Source organism: Luteibacter sp. UNCMF366Tsu5.1 (assembly GCF_900119235.1).
GTDB lineage: Bacteria > Pseudomonadota > Gammaproteobacteria > Xanthomonadales > Rhodanobacteraceae > Luteibacter > Luteibacter flocculans.
Window position 1 is genome coordinate 123,899 of record NZ_FPIS01000004.1, and the last position, 16,778, is coordinate 140,676.

Annotated in this window: 18 protein-coding genes; 6 read left to right on the top strand and 12 right to left on the bottom strand. The window is 62.2% G+C overall.

All coding sequences use genetic code 11. From position 1 onward, the window contains the following. Positions 1-20 precede the first annotated feature (20 nt). From BT115_RS16870 to BT115_RS18310, 4 genes are all read right to left on the bottom strand, one after another. Positions 21-632 (bottom strand): DUF2589 domain-containing protein, encoded by a 612-nt coding sequence (locus BT115_RS16870; RefSeq protein WP_072323808.1) that lies wholly within the window; start codon positions 630-632, stop codon positions 21-23. Between the two features lie 65 nt (positions 633-697). After that, positions 698-1,234 carry a DUF2589 domain-containing protein gene (locus BT115_RS16875; RefSeq protein WP_072323809.1) on the bottom strand — a complete coding sequence of 179 codons (537 nt, stop codon included), beginning with the start codon at positions 1,232-1,234 and terminating at the stop codon, positions 698-700. Positions 1,235-1,237: 3 nt separating this feature from the next. Continuing rightward, the gene (locus tag BT115_RS16880) at positions 1,238-1,795 is read right to left on the bottom strand and encodes a glycoside hydrolase family 108 protein (protein WP_072323810.1); all 558 of its coding nucleotides are present in this window, start codon (positions 1,793-1,795) and stop codon (positions 1,238-1,240) included. A 117-nt stretch (positions 1,796-1,912) separates the two neighbouring features. Then, complete coding sequence (locus BT115_RS18310; RefSeq protein WP_177257440.1) at positions 1,913-2,659, bottom strand: response regulator transcription factor; 747 nt, start codon at positions 2,657-2,659, stop codon at positions 1,913-1,915. 135 nt (positions 2,660-2,794) lie between these two features. Here BT115_RS18310 and BT115_RS16890 point away from each other — a divergent pair, with 135 nt between their 5' ends. Further along, the gene (locus BT115_RS16890; protein WP_143144614.1) at positions 2,795-4,939 is read left to right on the top strand and encodes an nSTAND1 domain-containing NTPase; all 2,145 of its coding nucleotides are present in this window, start codon (positions 2,795-2,797) and stop codon (positions 4,937-4,939) included. 10 nt (positions 4,940-4,949) lie between these two features. Here BT115_RS16890 and BT115_RS18695 read toward each other — a convergent pair whose 3' ends face one another. Next, entirely contained in the window at positions 4,950-5,123 is a 174-nt protein-coding gene (locus tag BT115_RS18695) for a hypothetical protein (RefSeq protein WP_177257441.1), read from the bottom strand. A gap of 62 nt (positions 5,124-5,185) precedes the next feature. After that, positions 5,186-6,430 (bottom strand): acyltransferase family protein, encoded by a 1,245-nt coding sequence (locus BT115_RS16900; RefSeq protein ID WP_072323814.1) that lies wholly within the window; start codon positions 6,428-6,430, stop codon positions 5,186-5,188. Positions 6,431-6,654: 224 nt separating this feature from the next. Here BT115_RS16900 and BT115_RS16905 point away from each other — a divergent pair, with 224 nt between their 5' ends. Further along, entirely contained in the window at positions 6,655-7,494 is an 840-nt protein-coding gene (locus tag BT115_RS16905) for a LytTR family DNA-binding domain-containing protein (protein ID WP_083527565.1), read from the top strand. Between the two features lie 393 nt (positions 7,495-7,887). Here BT115_RS16905 and BT115_RS16910 read toward each other — a convergent pair whose 3' ends face one another. The 4 genes from BT115_RS16910 to BT115_RS16925 form a co-directional block, all read right to left on the bottom strand. Beyond that, positions 7,888-8,523, bottom strand: a complete 636-nt coding sequence (locus BT115_RS16910) for an NYN domain-containing protein (RefSeq protein WP_072323815.1) — start codon at positions 8,521-8,523, stop codon at positions 7,888-7,890. A gap of 672 nt (positions 8,524-9,195) precedes the next feature. After that, positions 9,196-10,650: an ATP-binding protein gene (locus BT115_RS16915; RefSeq protein WP_072323816.1), complete on the bottom strand. Its 1,455-nt coding sequence runs from the start codon at positions 10,648-10,650 to the stop codon at positions 9,196-9,198. A 67-nt stretch (positions 10,651-10,717) separates the two neighbouring features. Further along, positions 10,718-11,050, bottom strand: a complete 333-nt coding sequence (locus BT115_RS16920) for a hypothetical protein (RefSeq protein WP_143144616.1) — start codon at positions 11,048-11,050, stop codon at positions 10,718-10,720. Positions 11,051-11,214: 164 nt separating this feature from the next. After that, positions 11,215-12,318, bottom strand: coding sequence for a TIR domain-containing protein (locus tag BT115_RS16925; RefSeq protein WP_072323818.1), 1,104 nt, complete (start codon positions 12,316-12,318; stop codon positions 11,215-11,217). Positions 12,319-13,142: 824 nt separating this feature from the next. Between BT115_RS16925 and BT115_RS18700 the strand changes: the two genes are divergently transcribed. Continuing rightward, entirely contained in the window at positions 13,143-13,568 is a 426-nt protein-coding gene (locus tag BT115_RS18700) for a hypothetical protein (protein WP_177257437.1), read from the top strand. Here BT115_RS18700 and BT115_RS16930 read toward each other — a convergent pair. After that, positions 13,476-13,754, bottom strand: coding sequence for a helix-turn-helix domain-containing protein (locus tag BT115_RS16930; protein ID WP_072323819.1), 279 nt, complete (start codon positions 13,752-13,754; stop codon positions 13,476-13,478). The two genes, BT115_RS18700 and BT115_RS16930, sit on opposite strands and share 93 nt — an antisense overlap. A 148-nt stretch (positions 13,755-13,902) precedes the next feature. On the opposite strand from BT115_RS16930, the gene BT115_RS16935 reads away from it, so the two are divergent. The 3 genes from BT115_RS16935 (at position 13,903) to BT115_RS16945 (ending at position 15,880) form a co-directional block, all read left to right on the top strand. Further along, positions 13,903-14,625, top strand: a complete 723-nt coding sequence (locus BT115_RS16935) for a hypothetical protein (protein ID WP_072323820.1) — start codon at positions 13,903-13,905, stop codon at positions 14,623-14,625. An 18-nt stretch (positions 14,626-14,643) separates the two neighbouring features. Continuing rightward, the gene (locus BT115_RS16940; protein ID WP_072323821.1) at positions 14,644-15,147 is read left to right on the top strand and encodes a hypothetical protein; all 504 of its coding nucleotides are present in this window, start codon (positions 14,644-14,646) and stop codon (positions 15,145-15,147) included. Between the two features lie 148 nt (positions 15,148-15,295). Beyond that, positions 15,296-15,880 (top strand): MltR family transcriptional regulator, encoded by a 585-nt coding sequence (locus BT115_RS16945; RefSeq protein WP_072323822.1) that lies wholly within the window; start codon positions 15,296-15,298, stop codon positions 15,878-15,880. Between the two features lie 58 nt (positions 15,881-15,938). Here BT115_RS16945 and BT115_RS16950 read toward each other — a convergent pair whose 3' ends face one another. Next, positions 15,939-16,766, bottom strand: a complete 828-nt coding sequence (locus BT115_RS16950) for a hypothetical protein (protein ID WP_072323823.1) — start codon at positions 16,764-16,766, stop codon at positions 15,939-15,941. Between the last annotated feature and the right edge of the window lie 12 nt (positions 16,767-16,778).

Below are 16,778 nucleotides of genomic sequence, written 5' to 3' on the forward strand. Positions count from 1 at the left end.
GGAGCGTCAGGAACGGTCGATTACGGCGCCGGTGCCGGCGTCGGCGCGGGCAACGGCTTGACGCGGGGCTCGCACGCGGTCTGCATGATGTCCATCACGCGTGCCAGACCTTCAGGCATACCCTTGTCCTCGGCCCTGACATTGATGTTGTACTTGGCCGAGTTATCCGAGCTTCGCGTGTTTTCCATGTGCGACGCCACGGAACCCGCGACGCGGGCATTCATGGAGAACGGACCGACCTTCAGGCCCGTCGTCACGTCGAAATCCAGCTTGGAATCCTTGGATTCGTTCTGGGCGAATGACGACTTCACTTCCATGTCGAAGGTGATGTCCACCGTGGTCACACCAAGGTTCGGCACCTTGACGATCGCCAACAACGGCACCTCCATCGAGACTTCTTCTTCACCGGTGGTACCGTCCGCGTTGATGACCGGACGATTGAACTTGAACGCAGCGGTGCGCGTTTCCTGCGTGCCGTCATCCTTGGGGATGAAGCCCACGGTCTTGATGAAATCAGCCGTCGCCTGGGCCAGCTTCACCTGTGCGTCGCATGCGGCTCCCAGCGGGGCGCCAATCAGATCGCCCATCGGCAGACCCTGGAACTGCTGGGCCATATTGACCAGTTCGGTCATGGTGTCACTCCTTTGCATTGACTAACGACGTGCCGCGCACCATGCACGGCACGGTTCGGCACGCGTTACTCCTCGTACCTGAACGTGCGGAACACACCTTGCGTCTGCGTCAGGTGGTTCATGAGCCGGGCGGCACCCTCGGTCGGTTCGGAACCTTCCACGCGGAGCACGACGTGCACCGATCCGGCCTTGCTGCGACCCGCCTTGATCGTGGTATCGACTTGAACCTGGGGTGTCTTCGTGGGCTCGCCGCCACGTCGCCAACCCCGCTTTCCCTTGTTGGGTGCATCCTCGGATGCCGTTTCCTCTGCACCGTGCACAAGGCTGCCAAGGTCGGCGTCGAAACTGATTTCCACATCCTTGATGCGCAGAAAGTTGCTCGATACAAGGGGAAGCAGTGGCGCGCGGTAGAGATCCTCGTCGCTCTCCGTGGCTCCCGGCTGCATCGATGGCATGCGCATGACGATGCTCTTGGGGCGATTGTCGTCGTCGAAGTAATCGCCAAGGTTCGCGAGCTGGCGTTTCTCGATGCGATCCTGTGCATCGATCACTGCACCCGCCATGGCTTCGATGAGACCCGGCAGCGGAGTCTGCGTCGGCATCGGTCAGCCTTCCCTTGACGGCGTCGGCGCGGGATCGAACGATTCCACGCGACGTAGCCAGCCTTTGAGGAATCGCCCCAGCGACGGGCGAAGCTGTACCAGGTTGCGGTAGTAGTCGCGCCGCCCCTGCTGGAAGTTCAGCTGGACCTGCAAGAGGTCGGCCTTGCGCAATGCTGCGATGGTAAGTTTGCCGATGACACCATCGACCCGCAGGCGCGGCTGTGTGCCCATTTGGTTCAGAACGCGCTGAAGAAGACGCGATGACGCGGCACCGGCGTTCACCTGAAAGTCGCAGACCATGTTCGCAATGGCCTGTGAGGGCATCTCATCGCCACGCACGGCATCCCAGTACAACGCCTTGTAGATCGTCGCCGCCTGCATTTCAGTCAGCCCGCGCAGCGCCTGAAGCGTCGGCGTGATACCGAGCAATTCACGTGCGCAGCTGGCGAATGTGGCGAGCGTAATGCCTCGGTGGGTCGCGCCGCCCGGATCGAGCGGATCGTCCACGTAACCACCTTCGTGCTTGAAGAGGATGGGTGCGAATCGGTGGAAGTCGGCCATGGTTATTCTCTGTCTTGTGGGTTGCGTTGCCGTGGCATCACTATCCGGAAAGCACGCTTTCGCGGATATCGGACCGCGGCTGATTTGCCTTGGTAGGGACAGCCGAGTGGCGTTCGGTCAGTCATCCACCGAGATGAGGCCTTCGCGGATCGCATAGCGCGTGAGCTGTGCGATGCCTCTTAGGCCAAGCTTCTCCATCGCATGTTCGCGATGCGTGCCGACCGTCTTCATGCTCACGTGGAGCGTGTCTGCGATCTCGCGGGTTATCAGACCTTCGGCGTACAGTCGGACCACTTCGCGTTCGCGTGCGGTGAGCGTCTGCCCATCGGATGGCGGCAGACCGTGGCGTGTGCGGAAGCCCTGCACCAGCACGTGGGCCATCTCGTGAGGAACGTAGCAACCGCACCGAAAGACGCGATCGATGGCCTGGACGAGATGAGCGAACGATCCGCGCTTGGTCAGGTAGCCATGGACACCGGCGTCGAACGCCGCCTGTACCGACGGCGCGTCATCTCGAGAGGAAAGGCACAGCAGACGCGTGCGCGGTCGCCGGGCTGCAACGCGTCGAACGACCTCGATACCGTTCAGCCCGCACATGACGTTGTCGAACACGACGAGGTCCGGGTCCTCGCGCAGGATCGCCCGAACGCCTTCCTCGACGTTCGCTGTGCTGGCTACGATCGCGGCATGCGGACGCAGCAGGGCTGCAACGCCCTCGCGGACGATGGCGTGGTCGTCGGCCAGGACGACCCGCAACCGCCCTCCCGGACCGGAGCCCGCGGGAAGAGCGCCGGTGGCCGGCTCGCCTGGAGGGTGTGACAGAATGCGACCGGACAAGCCGGCCTTCGATGATGGGTCTGGCATGTGGAAAGTCCCGTTGGAAGAGACGTGAAGCCTCGTCGGGCAGACGCGCAAACGTCCTTCCGGAAACCTTACGGTTTGAAGTTTTCCAGGTAAGTCAGGAACTTGGAGCCGATCGATAGCGATCGTGCTCGCGAGATGAAAACGCGTACGAAGCACGTTCCCTTTTTTACGCTCGGCGACTGGACGGTCCGGCCGGCCCTCGGATTCATCGAACGGCAGGGCGAACGAACGCCGCTGGAACCCAAGTTGCTGGACGTCCTCGAGTGTCTGGCGGAGCATCCCGGCGACGTCGTCAGCGTCGAAGCCTTACTCGATCGGTGTTGGGCCGGTGCGTTCTACGGGGATAACCCCGTGCACAAAGCGATCGCCCTGCTGCGCAAGGCACTGGGTGACGATGCACGGTCGCCCCGCTACCTCGCCACAGTACGCAAGCGCGGCTATCGTCTCGTCGCGCCGGTCACGCTGGGTGGGTCCGCGGTTCCGCAGGCACCGGGTATACGGCCCTGGCGTGGCGGTTCACCCTACCCCGGCCTGCGTGCCTTCGGACGGGAAGACGCCAGCGTGTTTGTTGGGCGTTCCGGCGCAACGGAGCGAGCGCTTCGCGTGCTCGCGCAAACCCGCACCAAAGGCCCATCGTTTCTGCTGGTGGACGGACCCAGCGGTAGCGGGAAGTCATCACTCGTGCATGCCGGCGTGTTGCCGGTGCTGTTACGCGAGGGCGGTCGACGCGGCCTGCAAGCGCTGGATTGGGCGACGCTCGATGCCCGAGGTCCTGCATCGACGCTGCGCCATCGATTGGCCGACGCGATATCGCGCTGGCAATCCGGTGGCGACCCCCTGTTCCCACCGACGGAACGCCGCGAACTGCGACGGGCGTTGGTCCGCGACACCGCGCAGATCGCGCGTCGCATTGCCTGGCGCGCGGGCGACATCCAAGACGACGTCTTTGTCCTGGTCATCGACAACCTCGAAGAACTCGTAACGCCGGGGGCTCGCCGCGATGTGGCAAGAACTCTGTTCGAAGCCATCGCTCGACTCACGGAAAATGGGCGCATTGTCGTGATCGGGATCAGCCGCAGCGAGGGTCGCCGCCGCGTGCTCGAACGGGCGAGGTGGGCCGGTCTGCCCGATGCCGCGATGACCGTGCATCCGCCGCGCGAGTGGGAATTGGCTCAAATGATTCGCGTGCCGGCCGAGGTTGCCGGACTTCCTTTCGAACAAGAGCCGGCAACGGGATGGCGACTGGACGATGAGTTGATCGGCGCACTGCGGAGGCATCCGTGGCCCCTGCCGGTGCTTCAGCTCACGCTGGCGACGTTGGCCGACCATCCCGACACGACGAGTGCGCTGGACTTTCCCAGCTATCGAACCCTCGGTGGCGTCGATGGCATCGTCACCCGACACGCCGAACAGGTGGTCTCAGGTCTGAACGAGTCAGAACAAGCGACCTTCTTACGGTTACTCAAACAGCTCGCCACGGTGACGGTCGATGGCGACGATGCGCAACTGGCGCACGCACGCTGGGCATCGCTCGATAGCGACGAGCGGCGGCTGGCCCTTCGCCTGGTGGAAGAACGCCTGCTGGTACGTTTCGACACTGACGAAGGCCACTGCGTCGGCTTGGTCCATCCACCGCTGCTGTCGCATTGGCCGCGCTGTGCCCAGTGGATGGACGCGCACCACGACTTCCTGCGCACCCGCGCGCGGATCGCGGTCTTCGCCGACCGGTGGTATCGCGGCGGTCGGCGCGATGAAGACCTTCTGCCGCACGGCCCCCTGCTCGCGGACGCGGTTGCGCTGTGTACAAGCGAATCATCGTTGACACGAAAGCAGCGCTACTTCGTGCGCCGGTCACGCCTGCGCGCACGAGCCCGAGGCAACGTCCTGGCGTGCATGAGCGCAACGATCCTGGCCCTCACGACGTGCGTCATGGCAGCGATGGGCGATGTCGGTCTTGCGCAGGGGCAAGGGGTGGAGCGGCAGGCAAGCAGTCAACAGAACAGCAGCGCCTCGCTCGGACGCGTTCATACTGGGCCTCCGTTGCCGGCCGCGCCGCCGTTATATGTCGACGCGCAGAGTGGTTTCGCCGAATGGAGCATGCCGCACGAACTGCTGAGCTACGCCACCTACCGCAGCGAACGTCGGGCAGCCACCCCGCACGCCCATGGAGCACTGCCGACGCACTTCCATCGAACCGAAAAAGGGGGCAATGATCTCCACGACCTCAAGGGCTCTGCACGTGGCCACATCGACCGGGGTACGGGGTTCACGTATTGGTAGGCGTACCGCGCTACGGAATGCCGTTGCACTGGTCAGCGAGTGACGGGCATAGCCATGGCATCATGGTGCCGTCGTTGGCACCGAACGACAGCACGAGGTAGTCCCCGTCGTCACTGACGCCCCGTCCCGTTTCGGTGAAACCATGCGATGCGTAGCAGGACGTCGCGAGGTGTGTGAAGGGCATCGCGTGTTGCATCGCCTACGTGCGCGGACTCCAACAGGCATCGTGGTGTTTCGCACGCGACGTCACCCACGCTCACCTGCAGGAGCGCGCGATAGGCGCAACGCCTTTACCGCATCGTCGCCGGTTTCGATCTTCCGCACCGCTTTCAATCCGAACAACGGCCGGATGAACCCGACGCGTCGGATCACGAACTCGTGCAGCACGTAGCAACCGGCGATGGTCCCGCCCAGCACGAGCGCAGGCTCCAGCCAGGGGCCGAGCGCCATCGGCTTCAGCCAGAACACCAACAGGATGATCAGGCTCTGGTGCAACATGTACCAGGGATACACCGCCTCCGTGCAATACGGCAGCCACGAGAACGGACGGTCGAGAACCACCTTGCCCCAGCCCAGGATCGCGAGCAGCGCGGACCAGAGGTACAGCGACTGCGCGGCCTGTGAGAGCACGGCCCAGCATTGCTCCGGCACGCGGTACACCCACGAGTCGCTGGCGACCAGTTGGCCGGTCAGCCGAAGCCCGAGGTAGAGCGCGATCGATGCCAGCGCGATACCGAGGGTCACCCGACGCAGCGCCGCGACACGTGACCAAAACCCGGCCTCGCGGGCCAACAGGTAACCGCCGAGGAAGATCGAGGCGTACTTCGCGTGCTGGTACCAGTCGCCGACATAGGCATTGGTACCCGGGAACATCGGCGCGAGGTACAGGATGTAGAAGATCAGCAGTGCCGTAGGCGCCCCGACCAGCAGCCAGACCGGTGCCCGGCAGAAGGCGGCGACCGCGGCACGTACTCGGCCATGACCCAGGAGCGGCATCAGCACGACGAGGCCGAGCGTGTAGGTCCACAGGTAGGGCAGATACCAGAGGTGGTTCCAGGTGATGCCGTACTGCCAGCCGGTGAAGCTGTCTTTCGGCCACGGATGCACGTGCCAATAGCTAAGAAGGAAATGGAAAAAGCCGGGGGTGAGGTGGCCGCTCGCGACGCCTTCGCAGTACGGCTGGATGGGCACCACCACGAACATGCCGAAGATGAGCGGCAGTATCAGCCGCCAGGTCCGCTCGCGAGCGAAGCGGAGCAGACGGCCTTCGGGGGCGGCCAGGGCGATCGCCGCGCCCGAGATCAGGAACAGCAGGCACATACGCCAGCGATTCACGAAGATCATCGGCCACTGCAGCCAGTCGGCTGTGTAGGCACTTTTGATGTGGAAGTCCCAGTCCCCGACGTAGGCCATGCCCGTGTGATAGAGGATGAGGAGAGCGAAGGCGAGCACGCGAAGCGCGTCGATGTCGTGGCGGCGGGTGCGGATCATGGCGAGGCGTCCTTGTGTTGAACCTAAGCCAGCATCGGCTTCGGACAAGGCCTGGGGCCAGCGCCAGGGGGCAGTTGAGCGGCTTTTGGGGACGAATGGTGGGCGGGATGGGATGAACCGGGACAAGGATCGCCACCCGCGACGCTATGATCTCCGCCATGGATCCCTCGCCCACACCCCCTGGCCTCGAACTCGACCGGGCCCGTCGTCGCCGCCGCATCGTGATGATCGCCTTCTGGGTGTTCACCTTCGTCGCCGCCGCCGTGGGCAATACGCTGACCACCCGGATCGACGTAGCGCGCAACGGCCAGGTCTACCCCACGTGGCAGATCGCTACCAACGAATTCACCAGCATCTTCATCTCGCTACTGATGCTGCCGCTTCTCCTCCGTGCCTGCGACCGTTGGCCGCTCCATGCCGATACCTGGCGCCGACGCCTACCGCTCTATGTGCTTGGCAGCGTGGCCTGGTCCATCGTCCACATCGTCGGCATGGATCTGCTTCGCTGGTTCTTCTACGGCGTGTGGGGTTCGCACTACGAGCCGGGGTCGTGGGCCGTGCAAGGGGTCTACGAGTACCTGAAGGATGTACGGACCTTCTTCCTCATCGTCGCCGTCTGCCACACGGTCGAGTGGTTCGGCCGTCGCACCCAGGGGGAGGCGAGTCTCCTCGACGCGCCCGATGAAGGTCCGGCAGTCGAGTCGGTGGAACGTCCCGAACGATTCCTCGTCCGCAAGCTCGGCCGCGACTTCCTCGTCGCGACAGCGGACATCGAATGGGCCCAAGCGGCAGGCAATTACGTGAACCTTCGGGTGCGAGGTCGCGATTACCCGCTGCGCACCACGCTGGCGGCACTGGAGACCAAGCTCGATCCCACGGTGTTTGTGCGAGCCCACCGCAGCTACCTGGTGCAGCTCGGTCACGTCACGTCGATCGAACCGCTCGACGCAGGCGATGCACGCCTGCACATGGCAGACGGTACCGTCCTGCCATGCAGCCGTCGTTACAGGGAAAGCCTTCGCGCAGCCGCGTCGGGCGCCGAACCCGCGCTGGTGCGGGCCTGACGTCTGGCTATCCCCGCGCAAGGACCGCTATAGCGGCCAAGGACCGTGTGAGGACAAAGAGGTCGAGGATTGACCGAAGGGAATCCGGCGCGATCAGGCGGAGGTGCCACGTTCCCGAGGGATGGCGGAGCAGGTGGTGGGCCAGACGCATGCGCAGATATGTTGACCAACCAAGTTGACCAAGCGCCGGATCCTGAAAAGCAAAAGGCCTCGCTTTCGCGAGGCCTTTTACCAGTTTGGCTGGGAGACTAGGATTCGATCGATGTAACGCCTAGACCCGCCACGTAAGCCTGTGTGCGGTTAGACATCTGGGAGGACGTGTCCTCGATAGTTGTCCAAGTCCAGAAGGCTATCAGATGCGCTACGGCAGAACGACCGCGCTCTTGCAAATCATCAAGGGGCGCGCTCGATTTCGCTGACCCGTGCCATGATGTCAAACGACCCCCAAGACTCGGTTGCCAGATCCACACCCATGGGCGGAAACCCTGCCTGGACTATCTTGCGGCCCTGGGTCTGGATGAACTGGACCGCCGGCACCATGTCCGCATCAGAACTGACCAACACCGCCGCATCGTATGCGTTCTGAACGCCAAGCCGGATCAGGTCAGTGACAATGAGGGTATCTACCCCCTTCTCCACGGTCGCCACGATTGGTTTCTCACAGCCCGCATGTGGGCAGTGGCTGATCTCCCGGTGGCAGATCGGGCAGCGAGGCAACGCCTTAGGTTTGCGTTCGCGGATTTCGACGTTGATCCCGGGCTGGCGGTCCAGCCAAGTCGTCGCCCACTTCCGGAACTTCACGCCTTCGTCTGTCGAAGGGTTGAATGACGTGTAGATGTAGCAGCCCTCATAGGACATCCGCACGGGGTCCACTTCCAAGACCTTGCGGCACGCTTCGTCCGCCAAGATCCGTCCCACGTTCTTCCAATCGATCATGAAACGGACATCGGACTTGCCCATGCGCTTGGCTACGCATTGGTTCAAGGTGAGCTGGAAATTCCAGTAGTCGATGAACACTGCGATGCGCATAGCCCCTCCGTGCGAATGTGCCCTGTCTAAAAAGACTTAGGGGGACATGTCTTGCGACACGCCCCCCTAGGGATTCCATAATCCACCGCTTTTTAGAGCCGCTTGGGCTCACGATGGATGGGTTTCAATGCGGCCCATTGTAGGGGCTCATTTCCCAGTGTCAACCTGGGACCTCTACTGAAAATCGGCATGTCTTTCGACCGTCTCACTTTTACCCATCGAAATGACGAGCCTTGGTAGAGGCTGGTTCGGTCGTGAGCGATCCAGGCTTGCCTCTGAGCCTCCCCCTTTAGGGAAGCCCCATCATACTACAGCCTCAGTTGGCCAGGGCTCGACCGGGACTACGTTCATTATGGGGCCTCCCCTCAGATCTGACTTCCTGAATGAGTGGTCATAACCACGGTCCCGTTCTCTGGGTATGGGAAAGCCCCCTGGGCAGCTCTCTACGTTGCAGTTTTTGAACGCCTGCGGACGTCAGCGAACGGCGGCGGACGCCCTGGGACTCAAAACTTGGTCAAGACCAAGTCTGCCCAGACAAACGTATAAGCGTCTGATTTTGCTAGTTTTATTAGCCCGGCCCGGGCGATGGTCGTCCCGGCCCGGGCCGGGAATCAAAACCCCATCAAAAAGTGTCCAACATTTGGACATTGGGAGCCGCCAACATCCCGACGGCTAGGCCCAAAACGGGACGTAGCCCGCCCTGGGGTGGGCCGGATCGGCCGGCCGGATTAGGCCCTGCTTGAGGGCCTGCTTGATGACACCCGAGGTCTGGGCCGCATTTTGGGGGTCGATGCCCAGCCGCTCGCTAAGCGTGGCGTTCTTCATTCGCTGGCCACTCAGGTATTTCAGCGCGGCGTGCTGGTAGCAGGCCCGGACCCGCTCCTCCGCGGTCAGGTCGGCAAATTTGCGGGGGGCAAAGAGCACGGCGCGCACGGCCTCCCCAGCCACCCGGAAATCCGGGGCTGGCAGCTGGTGGAGTTCTACCGCGACCAGGACCTTGTCGATACCGCTTCCCTGCTCCTCACATAGCCTCATCCGTCGCATGAGAGCAGCCAGGGCCTCGTTCCGCGACCGCGGGGGATAGTCCAGGAAGCGGTCGGGCTGGACCAACGGCTGGCCTGGATTCGTAATCTCGATCCGATCGCTGAACATCTCCACCAGGGGTGCGGTGCCGGTGATGGTCATGTCCTGGTGGATCAGGGCATTGGCAATCAGTTCGCGGATGGCAATTGAGGGAAAGAGGGGGCGCTCTTCACGGAAGGCCTTGCCGATATATTCGTTCCGAGGCATCAACCCATCGATGTAATCCACCAACCCGGTGAAGCCCACTGCGTAGCCCCGCTTACCGTCTTGGCGATGGGTCACCGCCGACGCTCGGCCGGTGCCGTCATAGGCCACGAAACGGACCGACTTCCGAGCGATGGAAGCCGGGAAGTCGGCCAGTTGCTTAGCGAAGAGGACGGCGCCCAGATTGGTGATATCCCACCTGCCGCCGACGTCCTTCTGGATCAGGCGATCGGCCTCCAGCCGGTCAAAAATCCCCTCACGGTTATCCGGTAAGCGCTGACTCGTCAACTCAAAGTAGGCCGCATAGTCCAACTTCGATAGGACCTCATCGCCCTCCAGAAAAGGCAGCGCCACATTGGCTTCCCAAGCGAACGTCTGGAGTTTTGCCCAGAGAGCGCGCTGGCGGTCCGGGTAGTCGGACAACTTCGGCGTGGCGCTGCCGATCCGGATGTAAGCCACCCGATCAAACTCGACTGGATTGACCACAGCCGCAGGGATTTCCAGAAGGACAATGCGCACGCCGCGGAAGGTCAGAGGCACGAACTTCACGGCGATGTCTGGACGCAGCCGCTTGGCCAGCCAGAACTCCAGGGGTTCGCCCTGCTCCTTGGTCGAAGACGGATCGAAGGTGGTGCCAACCGGGTGATGGTCGCCGTCCCTGATACCCCAAACCAGATACGCAAACGCCTTATCGCAAAGCCGGGCAGCATTCGCCATCGCTGAAATCCGCTTACCGATCATCTCGCCGTCAGCGTAGTTCTCCTTGAACTCGACCCACTCGGTCTCAGCAGGCAGTTCCAGCAACTCCTGGACCAGCACCAGCGTTCGCTCGTCACTCATTTGGGGTGCCCTCACACTCGCAACGTCGGATTATGAGCCATCTTCCGACGGGACGTGGGGGATAGGATCAGAGCCGTCCCTCGTGGCCGGGCTTCGCCGGCGGGGCTCCCCGGAGCACGCCCTCCAAGCCTTCCGCGCCGCGGACAGCCAGGGCCTCACCGATCTCGCGCGCTTCGGCTTCGAGCTCGTCCAACCGGATTGATGCCATGGAAATGGCCTCGTCGCACAGCCGAGCATGTCCCGGGTTGGTCGCACTCATGCGCAGCGCCTCCCAGCCCTTCAACCGCGCTCGCGTGTCGGACACCCGAACCCACACCGCATCGTGCGCTTGGCGCAGGGATTCCTCAGACGGATTCCCGGAAAGTTGGACTTTTGGCAAAGACATATCGGTGTGCTCCATGCGGATAGATTGAGAGGGCAACCTAAATCGGCAACAGGCTTGCGTCTCATGGAAATGTTGCGGATACGTCTGTGCTTTAGCGGCCAGTTCGCTCGGGCCTTGAGCGGTGTGGACGCGCCGATCCCGTGACGATCAGATCGATCCACTCGGGCCGACCTTGTGGTTCACGCGGTCAGCAAGCGGGTCTGGTTGATGTTGATGCCGGCAGCATGGAGTTCTCGGGCAAGCAGGATCTTCCACCCCTCCCCTTCCACCTTGATATGGAGAACACCGAGGAAATCGGATGGATCTTCGATGTCCGCAATCTTGAGTGCGCAGACCCGTTTCTTCCCCAGCTTTCCGATGAAATAGCCGAGTTCCAGCACCACGTTCTGCCGAGCGCGGGGCAACAGCTGATCTTGCGTAAGACCGCCAACATCATCCGGGGTCATCAACACCACCGCAAATCCAACAGTGCTGGCGATCTCGTCGAACTTTTCGATGATGGTGCGACCCGCATTGGGCTGCTCATGGAGCACGATGGTTTCGACGCCGATCCGCTCCATGAAGAGCACCACCTTGCTCTTTACCTCCTCATTCCGCCCGTGAACCACAAAAACTTTCTGTGGCAACGGTTCCTGTGGATCATCTGGCCGCGTCAGCGGGTGTAGGGCCAGGTCAACACTGCCGGCAATCGATGTGGGACGGCTGGGGACTGCGGCGGCACTCGGCGCGGCGACCGAGAGCGAGGCCCGCAAAAGATCGCCAAAGACACCCATCGGAGGGTCCCCGATGAACTGGGTAGGTGGCTTAGGGGGCGACGGCACCGAGGTGCGCGAAGCTCGGTCGCCCCGGGGAAGGCTGAAGATGGCCAACTGTTCAGGGGTAATGAGCCCGGCCACTTCGAGTGCCGCAGGAAGATCAACGTCTTTGATCGCCCAGTGCGTTCGAGCCAGCTCCCAACCGTCGGTTACGCCGACATGGTGGCCGGCCTGATAGAACGCATCGAGATCCAGAGGGGGAATCCGATCGTCAAACTCGAAGGCGAATCGCATGGTGCTGGCGGACCAGGTCAGATCCTTGATCCAGCCCACGCGTGCGACTTCCCCGGATCCAGATTCATAAGCAAAGACGGTCGGAATGTCACAAAGTTTTTGTGCCGCCTGTTGGGATAGTTTGAACTGATCTATGAGCGCGGGCGGCGTGTATTCCAAATAGCGACTGACTGAAAACTGCGCAGGGCTGATGTCCCACTCGTCCGAAGATGCCGTAACGATCAAGCTATACATGGTTCATCCGTGTAACGTGATGTCCGAATAAAGGCTAGTGCTCGGTTGGAGCCAACGGCCGCTTAGCCACCCCGATGTTCCATGATAGGGCCTTCTGATGGGCCAAATCATCGCCGGTTGCCGGCGCTTCACACGGATCGGCCGTTGAGGCTGGTTACGCTCTGAGAGTCAGGAGCGCTCGTCGGATCCTTTGGGCTTCCTAGGCCGCAGCCCTTCATGCGGCATCATGGCTCGGGCGTTTTCGTCCTCACGCTCGTCCCATGGTGTTGGACCCATCGTTCAACGAACGACCTGGCCCTAGCCTCGCCGCCGACGTAGGCATCGTGCGAGTGTTCAGAACGGCCATCCGGGAAACCGCCCACCCGCCACCGGCCGTCGCCCATCGGACGAACCAGAGCGAATATCGATCCATTCCACGCTGCGAAAGCAGGTGCGCCAGGGGTGCTCGGTGGGATCCACGTCAACGTCATCAGGTCCCCTTACCCTAGGAAATCTCAAACGCTGACATCCGCTGGCTTGGCCGGCGGAGGGCGGTGTTTCCCATTCAGGCCGCATCGCGGCCTGCTGCTCGTCGATGACGATCGGGAGCATCGGCTGCCCGGGCTCCAAGCGGCGGCCGGTGTTGGCGCGCCCTTCTCAAACCCTCACGTTTTCCCATGGGACCATGCGGTGTCATCACTGGAATCCGCTTATGCCTCACGCCCTGCCCCTGGGCCGCCACTGGGCACTCATCCACATCGATGCCGCGCCCGGTCCGGATTCCGCTTGGATCGCCCGTAGCGCCCTCTTCCCAACCGAAGCTGCAGCGCATGCGGTGGACTTACATGGTGATGATCATCTTTCTCGCTGGACTAGCCCATCAAGCACGGGCGGCGGCCCATTACCTGACGTTGATCAACGACACGTCCGACGCGCTTTCTCTCATGGAGATCCGCGCTGTGGGCACTTCCATCTGGGTGTCAATGGACAGCGGATGGGTGCGTGGCGGTCGGTTGGACGAAGCCACGGTGGCATTCCCGGACGGCGGCTGCGTCTGGGACCTGCGTGTGACGGAGGTGGGCCACGCTGACCATCCGCGGCTGGAATGTCTGCCGCCAGGCTCGGCTGCACTTGAGGAAGGCGTTTCAGCGGGCGAGCACGACACCGCTGACTCAGGCTTACTTGCGCTTACCGGACAACGCCGCCTCGACCGCTTTGGCCCAAGAGATCAAGTCTGTGCCACATGCCTGGCACCAGTCACGGATTTGTAGGGCGTCCAGCTTCGATCCGCGCTCGGCCCCGCTGACATAGCTCTGCGTCCGGCCCAGGATTTCGGCCAGTCCCACCTGTGTGAGCCCCGCCCCTTCCCGCATGGATCGCAACACGTCCACGATGACCTGCTGTTCGGTCCGGTAGACCGAACGAACGGGTGCTTGGCGTGGGGCTCGGGTTGCCATGGGCCGGATCCTGGTGCGGGGAGCGGCCAAAACTCTAAAACTATCAAGTCATTATCGTAGTATCGAATACGCATTTATCCACTATTACGTTATTTCGGCGTGATCGACGCTACGCTGCGGCCGCCAGCCACCACACAGGGGTTCACCGATGAAATTTCCGCACGCCGCTCTCGCAGCCCTGGGGCTGATGGCGTCCGTCCTGCCCTGTCATGCCCAAGAATCGGGTTTCAAGGGCTTCTTGAAGCGCACCGCCGGTGCTGTCATGGGCCAGCCAGATGGGACCTCCGGCGCGCCCAATGGCACCGTGAGCTATGGCACCACTTCCACGGACGGACCGGTCTACCGTCCGATTGCGCCCGCCTCCGGTGGTTCGTTCGAGGGCATCTTCAAAGGGTATGCCGGCGCGTCCAATGTCCAGCACTACCCCCGCGTAGCCCTGACCTTTCTCACCTACGGCGCGGCGGAGGCCTGCTGGCGGACTAGGGCCGTCATCTGGACCAGCGCCACCGCGCACGCGGAGGAAACCTTCGACCTGTGTAACGGGGCCCTGACAATGAAGGACGACCTGGGCCGGACGACCCAGCAGGCGGATCCCACGCTGTCGCTGACCCGCGTGATCGATGCCCGCCAATACATGGCCACGAATCGATTTGTCACGGTGGTGGACGAGCGCACCACCGGGCCCAACCCAGCCCGAGTCCCGTTCCGGCTCAACGTAGCCCAAAACGACGGCGGCGCATTCATGCGCCAATACCGGGCAATTGTTGCGCGGGCCATGGTCGTATCCGGCTACAACGGCGGCGATCTCGGCCAGCTGATGTGGGTCGGCGGCTTTGATCCGGCCGGCAACCGCGACCGGCATGTGGATTGATCACAGGGAACCACGACGATGGCACGGAACACCATTTTTATCACCTGGGCACTCGTGGCGCTGCTGTTGTTGATCAGCGGAGCGCCTGTGCTTATCGCCGCCGCACTGGGCGCATTGGCCGGACTTTTGATGGCAGCGATCTTCGGTGGCCGGAAGAAAGACCCGAGCCAGGCCGGTTCCTACCACGCCAGGGGAGAAGTGCCGCTCACCGCAACCTACGCCAGCGACAACATCGCGCTGGATCTGGCTGGGCGTCGGCTCTGGCTCCGGGATACCTCGGGCCAGACGGTCATCGTAGACCTGGACCAGGTCGCAGCGTGGGAGCACACCTGGCGCGATACCACTAATGGATGGGGCAAGGTCTTTCGAATCAAGAATGAAATGGTCTTCCGGCTCCGGCAGTTGGACCAGCCCACGGTGCGCATCCGCTTTCGTCGGCACAACGATGCATTCAACGGAAACGCAAACTTCGCCGAGGCGGAGGCGTGGCAGGCCCGCTTAACGACGCTACTCAATGGATGAAGATGGGTGGTCTGCCATGGCCGTCACAGGGCTGACCTCCATTGCCCCAACGCTAGCTGGCGTGTAGCCAAATAGTTTCCAGTGTCATCTGCTTCCGTGGCTGCCGAACAGTTACCCTAGGTCGAAAGCCGAGGAAAAGGAACGGTGAATGGCAGACGAAAACCACCAGGGTTTTATGGATGAGCAGCCGGACCATTCGTTGTCGGAGCTAAATCGGTTCCTAAGAAGAGCTAAAGATCAGGACGATCGGGCTCTAGTTCTTTCTCTTGGCGCCTTCCTCGAAGATACGCTGGGCCGGCTCCTGATGGCTTATTTCCGGGATTGTAAAGCGACCAAGGATCTCGTTGAGGGCTTCAATGCGCCACTTGGGACATTCAGCGCTCGAATCAAAGCAGGTTACGCCTTTGGCTTACTCACAATCGAGCAATACAAAGATTTAGACCTTCTACGAAAAGTAAGAAATGCGTTTGCCCACGATTGGAAAGGTGTGGACTTGGATCGACCCGATATTAAGGACATGGTGAGAGAGTTGAGCGGATACACCGTGTCTCCAGACGAACGGCCTAGCGATGACACCCGAGAACGCCTCTTGGCAACGCTGTCGACATGTTGCCTGGAACTACAGCTTTTTTTAGTTCGGCTTGTCGAAGGGAGGGTCAACAAAGCCCCTGATGTGAGCCACCGCCTCACGACAATCCCACCGACCGTAGCACCCGGTCGCAGATTTGTTTAAGGCCTCTCCGATTCGCGACATCCAGTAGCAGGCCGGGACAGACGGCGGCAGCATGCGCTCACGACCTTGTCGGCGCCACGCCCAACATCAACAACGCCACATTGCCCATACTTCGCACGGCGATTTCGATGTGGCCTGGAGCCACGCCAGACTTCCAGGGGTGGGCTTGGCCCCCTGTCGGGTCACGAAGGGCATGGACCGCCATCGCAGTCTGAAAGGCTGCCCGCTCCAGTTCCTTGCCCGGCGGATCTCCTGCTCCAGAGTCGCCCGGCAGCGCCAATCGCAACGCAGCAAACGCCTGCGGCAGAAGCGCGGAGAATGCAGCAGGTGTGTCGGCCACCCCGTAAACCAACTGAATTAGGTGACTCGCGGTCTCTTCCAGCAGGTCCCGGGACGAGCCGGGCACCCAAGGGGAATGTGATGACCCGACGCTCATGCGCTGGGCCAATGCCATCAGCGCTTTGGTGCGGGCGTGCCCCGTTTCCCGAAGAGCGCGTTCCCGAGGGATCCCATCCGCGCCTAGGTCCCAACCGGACGCACCAAGGACATCAGAGAGGTTAGCGATGGCATCTGCGCCGCAATAATTAGGCGATCCGATGCGGAACCCTCCGTGACCTCGAACGACGGCGATGAGCCGATCAGCAAACTGCGCACCGGCCTCCAGGTCGTTGGAGATGGACCACACCAGGATCTGCCGCACCCGCTTGGCTTTTCCCACGGGTGTGCCCCGCTGTTTGGGATCGGCGGTCGTTAGCCCGCATTGGTCGGCCGCAAACGTGATGTCGTCGTGCGAGGGATCGCGCCGCTCGACACCCGATGCGGAGTCATCGATCAGTTTGGACAACGCGATGGCAACTGCGTCGTTCAGAGGAATGCGGCCGGCCATCCTGAATCTCCT

Excerpts from the sequence above, each read along its gene's own strand:
- BT115_RS16905 (WP_083527565.1), top strand. The coding sequence starts at position 6,655 with ATGATCGCCTTCTGGGTGTTCACCTTCGTCGCCGCCGCCGTGGGCAAT.
- BT115_RS16915 (WP_072323816.1), bottom strand. The coding sequence starts at position 10,650 with ATGAGTGACGAGCGAACGCTGGTGCTGGTCCAGGAGTTGCTGGAACTG.
- BT115_RS16880 (WP_072323810.1), bottom strand. The coding sequence starts at position 1,795 with ATGGCCGACTTCCACCGATTCGCACCCATCCTCTTCAAGCACGAAGGT.
- BT115_RS16945 (WP_072323822.1), top strand. The coding sequence starts at position 15,296 with ATGGCAGACGAAAACCACCAGGGTTTTATGGATGAGCAGCCGGACCAT.
- BT115_RS18695 (WP_177257441.1), bottom strand. The coding sequence starts at position 5,123 with ATGCCCTTCACACACCTCGCGACGTCCTGCTACGCATCGCATGGTTTC.
- BT115_RS16940 (WP_072323821.1), top strand. The coding sequence starts at position 14,644 with ATGGCACGGAACACCATTTTTATCACCTGGGCACTCGTGGCGCTGCTG.
- BT115_RS16870 (WP_072323808.1), bottom strand. The coding sequence starts at position 632 with ATGACCGAACTGGTCAATATGGCCCAGCAGTTCCAGGGTCTGCCGATG.
- BT115_RS18310 (WP_177257440.1), bottom strand. The coding sequence starts at position 2,659 with ATGCCAGACCCATCATCGAAGGCCGGCTTGTCCGGTCGCATTCTGTCA.
- BT115_RS16900 (WP_072323814.1), bottom strand. The coding sequence starts at position 6,430 with ATGATCCGCACCCGCCGCCACGACATCGACGCGCTTCGCGTGCTCGCC.
- BT115_RS18700 (WP_177257437.1), top strand. The coding sequence starts at position 13,143 with ATGGTGATGATCATCTTTCTCGCTGGACTAGCCCATCAAGCACGGGCG.
- BT115_RS16950 (WP_072323823.1), bottom strand. The coding sequence starts at position 16,766 with ATGGCCGGCCGCATTCCTCTGAACGACGCAGTTGCCATCGCGTTGTCC.
- BT115_RS16920 (WP_143144616.1), bottom strand. The coding sequence starts at position 11,050 with ATGGAGCACACCGATATGTCTTTGCCAAAAGTCCAACTTTCCGGGAAT.
- BT115_RS16890 (WP_143144614.1), top strand. The coding sequence starts at position 2,795 with ATGAAAACGCGTACGAAGCACGTTCCCTTTTTTACGCTCGGCGACTGG.
- BT115_RS16925 (WP_072323818.1), bottom strand. The coding sequence starts at position 12,318 with ATGTATAGCTTGATCGTTACGGCATCTTCGGACGAGTGGGACATCAGC.
- BT115_RS16935 (WP_072323820.1), top strand. The coding sequence starts at position 13,903 with ATGAAATTTCCGCACGCCGCTCTCGCAGCCCTGGGGCTGATGGCGTCC.
- BT115_RS16930 (WP_072323819.1), bottom strand. The coding sequence starts at position 13,754 with ATGGCAACCCGAGCCCCACGCCAAGCACCCGTTCGTTCGGTCTACCGG.
- BT115_RS16910 (WP_072323815.1), bottom strand. The coding sequence starts at position 8,523 with ATGCGCATCGCAGTGTTCATCGACTACTGGAATTTCCAGCTCACCTTG.
- BT115_RS16875 (WP_072323809.1), bottom strand. The coding sequence starts at position 1,234 with ATGCCGACGCAGACTCCGCTGCCGGGTCTCATCGAAGCCATGGCGGGT.